Origin of the sequence: Streptomyces sp. NPDC002463, assembly GCF_042889835.1 — a bacterium.
GTDB classification, from domain to species: Bacteria; Actinomycetota; Actinomycetes; order Streptomycetales; family Streptomycetaceae; genus Streptomyces; species Streptomyces nymphaeiformis.
Genome location: NZ_JBIARL010000053.1, coordinates 1 through 7025, shown reverse-complemented (window position 1 = coordinate 7025; position 7025 = coordinate 1). Strand labels below are relative to the sequence as shown.

Genomic DNA, 7025 nt, shown 5'->3' with positions numbered 1-7025 from the left:
AGTCCTTGCCGGAGCGGCGGGTCTGGACCAGCGGGACGGTCCCGTCCTCGGCGGGCAGGGCCGTGGCCGCCGGGTTCCCCTCGGCGTCCCGGGTGACCAGGACGCGGTCGCCGGTGACCAGGGTCACCGTGGCGCTCTTCGTGCCGTGGCCGGCGCGGGCCGAGGCCTCGCTGCCGACCAGCGGTCGCTCGGCGGTCGTGTCGTCCTGCGGCTCTTCGGCCATGGACGGCGTGACCGCGGTGACGGCCAGGACGGCGGCGGTCGCCGCTCCCAGGGCCGTACGCGAAAACGGACGCATCGCTCTCCCCATCTGAATCCGGAAAAAGGGCATAAGTCACCCCTCGCCGGAGGCTGTTGGTGCTGCGGTGGCGCCACATTGGCAGAGGTGAGGGTGGTACAGGGATGATGGGAGAGGCGGGAATACGCCGTGGCCGTTTCCCGCCAGGTCACCAACGGAACGAAAGCCTCCGGCGAACGTCCCCGGAAGATCCGGGGCGCCCGCCGGAGGTGCGGCGAGGGGTGGGGCAGTCATGCTGGGAGCGATAGGACTCGACGAACGCCAGGAGTCCGCGTACCGCGCCCTGGTCGCGCTGGGCGCGGCCGAGGTCACCGATCTCGCACACCGGCTCGCCCTGCCCGAGCAGGACACCGAGCGGGCGCTGCGGCGCCTGGAGTCGCAGGGGCTCGCCGCCCAGTCCTCGGCCCGTACCGGCCGCTGGGTCGCGGCGCCGCCCGGGGTCGCGCTCGGCGCGCTCCTCACCCAGCAGCGGCACGAGCTGGAGCAGGCCGAGCTGGCGGCCAAGATGCTCGCGGAGGAGTACCGGGCGGAGGCGGCGGAGGCCGCCGTGCACGACCTGGTGGAGGTGGTGACCGGCGCGAGCGCGGTCACCCACCGCTTCCTCCAGCTCCAGCTGGGCGCGCAGGAGGAGGTGTGCGCCCTGGTGACGGGCAAGCCGATCGCGGTCTCCGGCCTGGAGAACGACGCCGAGGAGCAGGCGGCCGGGCGCGGGGTCCGCTACCGGGTGGTGATCGAGCGCGAGGTGCTCACCCTCCCGACGGGGCTCCTCGAACTGTCCGCGGCGCTCAGCCGCGAGGAGAAGATCCGGATCGCCGACCGGGTCCCCACGAAGCTGGTCGTCGCCGACCGGTCCCTGGCCATGGTCCCGCTGACCGGCCGCGGCGCCGAGCCCGCGGCGCTCGTCGTGCACGCGAGCGGGCTCCTGGAATCCCTGATGGGCCTCTTCGAGTCGGTGTGGCGGGAGGCGCTGCCGCTGCGGCTCGGGGCGGGCGCGCAGATCACCGAGGAAGAGGCACCGGGCCCGGACGTGATGGACCTGGAGATCCTGTCGCTGCTGCTCGCGGGGATGACGGACGCGAGCGTGGCCAAGCAGCTGGACCTGGGGCTGCGGACGGTGCAGCGGCGGGTGAAGGGGCTGATGGAGCTGACCGGGGTGACGACCCGTCTGCAGCTGGGCTGGCACGCGTACGAGAAGGGGTGGGTGGCCCGCGGCTGACTCCGGGGCGTATGGGAAGGTGAGCGGCCTGTTCCGCTTGCACCCTTGATCCTCTGGAGCTCAGCCCCCATGAACGGACGACGCCGTCGCGCCCTGCTGGCCACCGTGACCCCGATGCTGGAGCCCGGGGAGCGGATGGAGGTGACGTGCGTCGTCGGCCTGAGCACGGTCTCCGTCGGCCGGACCGCGGCCTTCGGCGTGGCGTCGGCCGTCCTCAGCGGTGGCTCGATGACCGCGATACCGGCGCCGGTCCCGATGTACCTGGCGATGACCGACCGCCGGCTCTTCGTCTTCCGGGCGGATCCGGTGTTCGCGAAGCCGGTCGCGCACACCATGACGATCCCGCGCGCCGGCCTGTTCCGCTCGGCGGTCAAGGAGCGGATCCTGAACTCCTCGATCATCCTCTCCTCGCCGAAGACCGAGTTCGCCCTGAAGCTCGTCTTCCCCCTGATCAGCCGCAAGGAACGGAACCTCGTGGTCGCCGCCCTGCCCCTGGCGGACTGACCCCCGCCCCGTACCTCGTCCGCCCGCCGCGACCTGCGAGAACCAGCGCCGTGCTGCACCCTGGGCAGCGTGGGTGTGTGGCAGCTCCTGATGATCGCGACGGTGATGCTGCTCGGCCTGTTCGGGGTGCTGACGCCCGGCGTGCCGGGGACGTGGCTGGTGTGGGCGGCGATGCTCTGGTGGTCGCTGCACGAGCGCACGGACCTGGCCTGGATCCTGCTCGCCGCCTCGACCGGCCTGCTGCTCCTCACCCAGGTGATCGTCTGGCAGCTGCCGCCACGCCGCTTCCGGGGCGTCGGCATCACCCGGCGCATGGTGGCGTACGCGGGGGTGGGCGCCGTCCTGGGCTTCGTCCTGATCCCGGTGGTCGGCGCGATCCCCGGCTTCGTCGGCGGGATCTACCTCTCGGAGCGGCTCCGCCTCGGCGGCCACGGCCAGGCCAGGGCGGCGACCCGGACGGTGATGCGGGCGGCGGGCACGAGCGTCCTCGTCGAGCTCTTCGCCTGCCTGCTGATCGTGGGCGCCTGGGCGGGGGCGGTGATCTGGGGCTGAGGACCACGTCCCGGACGGCCGCACGTCCGGGCAGCACGGCGGCCCCGCGCTCACGCCCGGGTGGCCACGCGGACTACGCCCCCGGAAGTCCCCACCCCGACGCCCAGGTAGCGCGCCGCGTACGAGCCCCAGGGCCGCCACTCCTCCGCCTCCGGGGCGCCCGCCGGGGCCACGTCGGGGTCGCCGAGGGCCCGCATCCGGACGAGCGCCGCGGCCTCGGGGGTCACGCCGGGGACGGCGAGCAGGGCGCGCTCGGCCTCGTCACGGTCGGCCCCGGGGTCGAGGCGTACGGCTCCGTCGGCGAGGGCGCGGGCCAGCGGCCCGGCGACGGGGTGGTCCGTCAGGGCGGCGGGCTCGGGGAAGACGTGGGTGAGGCTTCCGCAGGCGGTGGCCAGCGGGGTGCCGCGGAGCTCGACGACCCGGGCCGACGCCTCGGCGCCGAGGACCGTCCGCAGCGCGAACTCCTCGGGCTCGGCCGTGCCCGGGGAGCGCACGCCCGGCCTCGCGGCCACCTCGGCGGCGAGCCCGGGGGCCGCCCCGAGCCGCTCGGCGACCGCGTACGGATCGGCGTCGAGGTCGAAGAGCCGGCGCAGCCGGTGCACGGCGGTGGTCAGGTCGCGCAGCTCGGTGAGGTGGATCCGGGCCTCGAGCCAGCGGCCTCCGGAGCGCTCGTCGACGGAGACGACGCCGGTGCCGTACGGGAGGCGGAGCGTGCGCCGGTAGGTGCGGGCGCCGGGGGCGCCGACGACCTCCTCGATCCGGGGCACGGCCTCGGCGGCGAGCAGGTCGAAGACCTCGCCGGCCGCGTACGGTCCCCGGTGGGCGAGCCGCAGCGGCACCCCGGCGGCGAGCGCGGTACGGGCTCCCGCCCCGCTGCCCGCCTCGGCGCGCAGGGCCGTGGGGGTGCGCGCGTACACGGCACGGATCGTCTCGTTGAACTGGCGGACGCTGGCGAATCCGGCCGCGAAGGCGATCTCGGTGACCGGCAGGCCCGTGGTCTGGAGCAGCAGGCGTGCGGTGTGCGCCCGCTGGGCGCGGGCGAGCGCGACGGGCCCGGCGCCCAGCTCGGCGGTGAGCTGGCGCTGCACCTGCCGGGTGCTGTAGCCGAGGCGCACGGCGAGGCCGGGCACGCCCTCGCGGTCGACGACGCCGTCGCCGATCATGCGCATGGCGCGGCCGACGACGTCGGCCCGGACGTCCCACTCGGCGGAGCCGGGCACGGCGTCGGGCCGGCAGCGGCGGCAGGCGCGGAAGCCGTGGCCCTGGGCGGCGGCGGCCGTCGGGTAGAAGGAGACGTTCTGCCGCTTGGGGGTGACGGCGGGGCAGCTGGGGCGGCAGTAGATCCCGGTGGTCCGGACGGCGAAGAAGAACTCCCCGTCGAACCGCGCGTCCCTGCTGCTGACCGCCTCGTAGCGGGTGTCGTCGTCCCTCATGGCTCCCAGTGTGCGGGAGGCGCCCCGCCCCGGCTCGCGGTTTTCGGACACCGCGGTCGGGGCGGGCGGACCGGCCCTGGGGCATGACCCGAAAGACAGGCCCTAGCCGAGCCGGCCCTGGCGCTTGAACTCCATCTGGGCCTTGCCGCCCGCGCCCATGCGCTTCCACTCCTTGAGCATCTCGGAGCGCACCCGGGCGTCGGTCTTGGCCACGATCCGCCGGTTCTCGCGGATCAGCTTGCGGTAGCTCTCCAGGCGGCGCACGGGCAGCGAGCCGTCCTCGATCGCCGCCGTCACCGCGCAGCCGGGCTCGGACTCGTGGGCGCAGTCGTGGAAGCGGCAGTCTCCGGCCAGGTCCTCGATCTCCGAGAAGACCTGGCCGACGCCGGCCTCGGCGTCCCAGAGTCCGACGCCGCGGAGTCCGGGGGTGTCGATGAGGACTCCCCCGCCGGGCAGGACGAAGAGGTTGCGGGTGGTCGTCGTGTGGCGGCCCTTGCCGTCGACGTCGCGGGCGGCCCGGACGTCCATCACGTCCTCGCCGACGAGCGTGTTGGCGAGGGTCGACTTGCCGGCGCCGGAGACGCCGAGCAGCACGGTCGTGCCTCCCGCGATCGTCGCGGCGAGCACGTCGACGCCCTCTCCGGTGGCGGAGCTGACGGGCAGCACCTGCACGCCGGGCGCGACCGTCTCCACGTCCTCGACGAGGTAGGAGAGCCCGACCGGGTCGGGCACGAGGTCGGCCTTGCTGAGGACGACGGTCGGCTGGGCGCCGGACTCCCAGGCCAGGGCGAGGAAGCGTTCGATCCGGCCGAGGTCGAGCTCGACGGCGAGCGAGACCGTGATGACGGCGTGGTCGACGTTGGCGGCGAGGATCTGCCCCTCGGACCGCTTGGAGGAGGTGGATCGCGCGAAGGCCGTACGGCGCGGCAGGCACGTGCGCACGTAGCGGGGGTCGGCGCCCTCGGGGTCGACGGCGGCCCAGTCGCCGGTGCAGACGACGCGCAGCGGGTCGTGCGGGGTCACGAACGCCGTGTCGGCGCGGATGACGCCCTCGGCGGTGGCGACGTCGCACTGACCACGGTCGACGCGGACGACGCGCCCCGGGATCAGCCCCTGGGCGGCGTGGGGCGCGAAGTCGGCGGCCCAGCCGGAGTCCCAGCCGTGGGCGTCGAGCAGCGAGGAGGAAGAGGACAGGGAGGAAAGCGGGAAAGACAAGGGGGACCCTTCGAAGGGTGGCCCCGGCGGCGCGCTCCGAGCGCGCGGAAGTCGAGTGGGTGTCAGCCGGAGACCACAGGGGTGGGAACGATGAACTCCTGAATGCGGGCAGAGCCCGTCACCGTGACAGTCATCACTGTCCTCACCTCCTGCTTCTTGCTCGACGAACCGACACCGTCCCTCTCGGGAACGGATGAGCAGAACCATAGCCCGACCCCAGTGCACGGCACCACCGATTTAATCCGAGACCTCACCCGCCCGGCATCGGCTGCAGACGTGACCGCCGACGACGGGGCAGGACCGTACGACGGCGATTCACCGGGCTTCGGCGACCACCTGATGGAGTCGCAGGCCGACGGGATCTCGAACAGCTCAACGCGGCGCCGGGGGCGGGCCGGTGATCCAGCCGAGTTCGTAGGCGTGCCAACCCAGTTGGATCCTGGTGGTGCCCCCTGCCAGGTCCATCATCCCCTTCACCCGCCGCTTCACGGTGCGCAGGCCCATCCCCAACTGCTTGGCGATGCGCGCGTCGGTCATTCCGACCAGCAGCAGGGCGAGGATCCGGAGGTCGGTCGCGTCGGGTCCGGCGGGTTCGTTCTCGATCAACTCCCCACCGATGCCGAGCCGGAGCGGCAGCGCCTTCCGCCACACCCGCTCGAACAGGCCCATCAGCAGTTCCAGCACCCCGCTCGCGTGGACCACCAGAGCCGCGGGTTCGGAGCCGTCGCCACCGAGTGGCACCATCGCCAGCGTGCGGTCGGCCACGACCAGCTTGGTCGGGACCGTGTCGACCAGCCGGACCTCCTGCCGGCGCCCGAGTCCCACGGCCAGTTCCGTGCGCTGGCCCGGCAGCGTCAGGGCCTCGCGCTCCAGCACGACGCGGTACGCGACCCCGCGGGCCACGGCCGCGTCCTCGACCGGGTTCTCCAGCGGGGCGACGGCGACCGGCGTGCCGGTGACCAGGACGCACAGCTCCTCCACCGCGCCCATCTGGAGCTGGAGGAAGCGGTGCGAGACGGCCTTCGCTCCCGTCACCACCTCCACCAGGTGGTGCACCGCGGGCTCCGCCACCTCCGAGCGGTAGGCGTCCGCCAACAGCGCGACCGCGTGTTCGGTCTCGTCAAGGACCTGCCGCTGCCGGGTGAGCAGCGCGCCCAGGGCGATCCCGGGCGGAGCGGCCACCCAGCGCCCCGGGCGGGGCCGTGCGGCGAGGCCCTGCTCCTCCAGGCGGTGCAGCGCGGCGGCCACGGCGGTTTCGCCGAGCGCGAGGCGGCGCGCGAGATCGTCCTGTGCGGCACCACCGAGTCTGACGAGGCCGCGGTACGCCGCCTCCTGCGTCTCGTCGAGTCCAAGTGCTCCGAGCATTCCCGCCCCCCCTTTTTCGGAAGGTGTCCTTCCACCGTCTCCGTGGCGGGAAACGGCCGCGGCACCTTCCCGCCCGCGACCGCTGTTCCGCACGGCCCGCCGCTCTTGCCAAGGTGTCGCCACCGCACCGGCAACGACCAAGGGAGAACGATGCCCCCGATATCGCGTACGGCCCTGGGAGCGGCGACCGCCGCCGTCCTGGCCGTCACCGCGCTCACGCCGTCCGTGGCCGCCCAGCCGGGACCCGGCGCCCCCGGCGGCGGACCGCTCGTCGGCACGCAGGCGGCCGTGCAGCGCACGGACAGGCCCGTGACGGTCACCCTCGTCACCGGCGACCGGGTCCTGGTGGCCACGGACGCCTCCGGCCGCGCCTCCGCGACGGCGCTGCCGCGCGACGACGGCAGCGTCCCGCTCCTGGAGACCCGTCAGGTCGGCAAGGACC

The 7025-nt window shown here is 74.1% G+C and carries 8 protein-coding genes; 4 read left to right on the top strand and 4 right to left on the bottom strand.

The window, feature by feature from the left end:
- A partial coding sequence (locus tag ACFYX3_RS41895; RefSeq protein WP_389025389.1) for a hypothetical protein occupies positions 1-298 on the bottom strand: 298 nt, incomplete at its 3' end.
- A 232-nt stretch (positions 299-530) separates the two neighbouring features.
- On the opposite strand from ACFYX3_RS41895, the gene ACFYX3_RS41890 reads away from it, so the two are divergent.
- From ACFYX3_RS41890 to ACFYX3_RS41880, 3 genes are all read left to right on the top strand, one after another.
- Positions 531-1514 carry a helix-turn-helix domain-containing protein gene (locus ACFYX3_RS41890; protein ID WP_376594986.1) on the top strand — a complete coding sequence of 328 codons (984 nt, stop codon included), beginning with the start codon at positions 531-533 and terminating at the stop codon, positions 1512-1514.
- Between the two features lie 69 nt (positions 1515-1583).
- A complete protein-coding gene (locus tag ACFYX3_RS41885; RefSeq protein ID WP_376594985.1) occupies positions 1584-2018 on the top strand; it encodes a hypothetical protein in 435 nt (144 codons plus the stop codon).
- Positions 2019-2087: 69 nt separating this feature from the next.
- Positions 2088-2570 (top strand): DUF456 domain-containing protein, encoded by a 483-nt coding sequence (locus ACFYX3_RS41880; RefSeq protein WP_376594984.1) that lies wholly within the window; start codon positions 2088-2090, stop codon positions 2568-2570.
- Positions 2571-2620: 50 nt separating this feature from the next.
- On the opposite strand, the gene ACFYX3_RS41875 is transcribed toward ACFYX3_RS41880, so the two are convergent.
- The 3 genes from ACFYX3_RS41875 to ACFYX3_RS41865 all read right to left on the bottom strand — a co-directional run bounded on the left by ACFYX3_RS41875 (position 2621) and on the right by ACFYX3_RS41865 (position 6583).
- The gene (locus tag ACFYX3_RS41875) at positions 2621-4003 is read right to left on the bottom strand and encodes a DNA-3-methyladenine glycosylase 2 family protein (RefSeq protein WP_389025386.1); all 1383 of its coding nucleotides are present in this window, start codon (positions 4001-4003) and stop codon (positions 2621-2623) included.
- Between the two features lie 102 nt (positions 4004-4105).
- On the bottom strand, positions 4106-5218 hold the full coding sequence (rsgA, locus tag ACFYX3_RS41870) for a ribosome small subunit-dependent GTPase A (RefSeq protein ID WP_389025384.1): 1113 nt from the start codon (positions 5216-5218) through the stop codon (positions 4106-4108).
- Positions 5219-5590: 372 nt separating this feature from the next.
- Complete coding sequence (locus ACFYX3_RS41865) at positions 5591-6583, bottom strand: helix-turn-helix transcriptional regulator (RefSeq protein WP_389025382.1); 993 nt, start codon at positions 6581-6583, stop codon at positions 5591-5593.
- A 150-nt stretch (positions 6584-6733) separates the two neighbouring features.
- Here ACFYX3_RS41865 and ACFYX3_RS41860 point away from each other — a divergent pair.
- Positions 6734-7025: hypothetical protein (locus tag ACFYX3_RS41860; RefSeq protein ID WP_389025380.1), on the top strand; the 292-nt coding region annotated here is incomplete at its 3' end.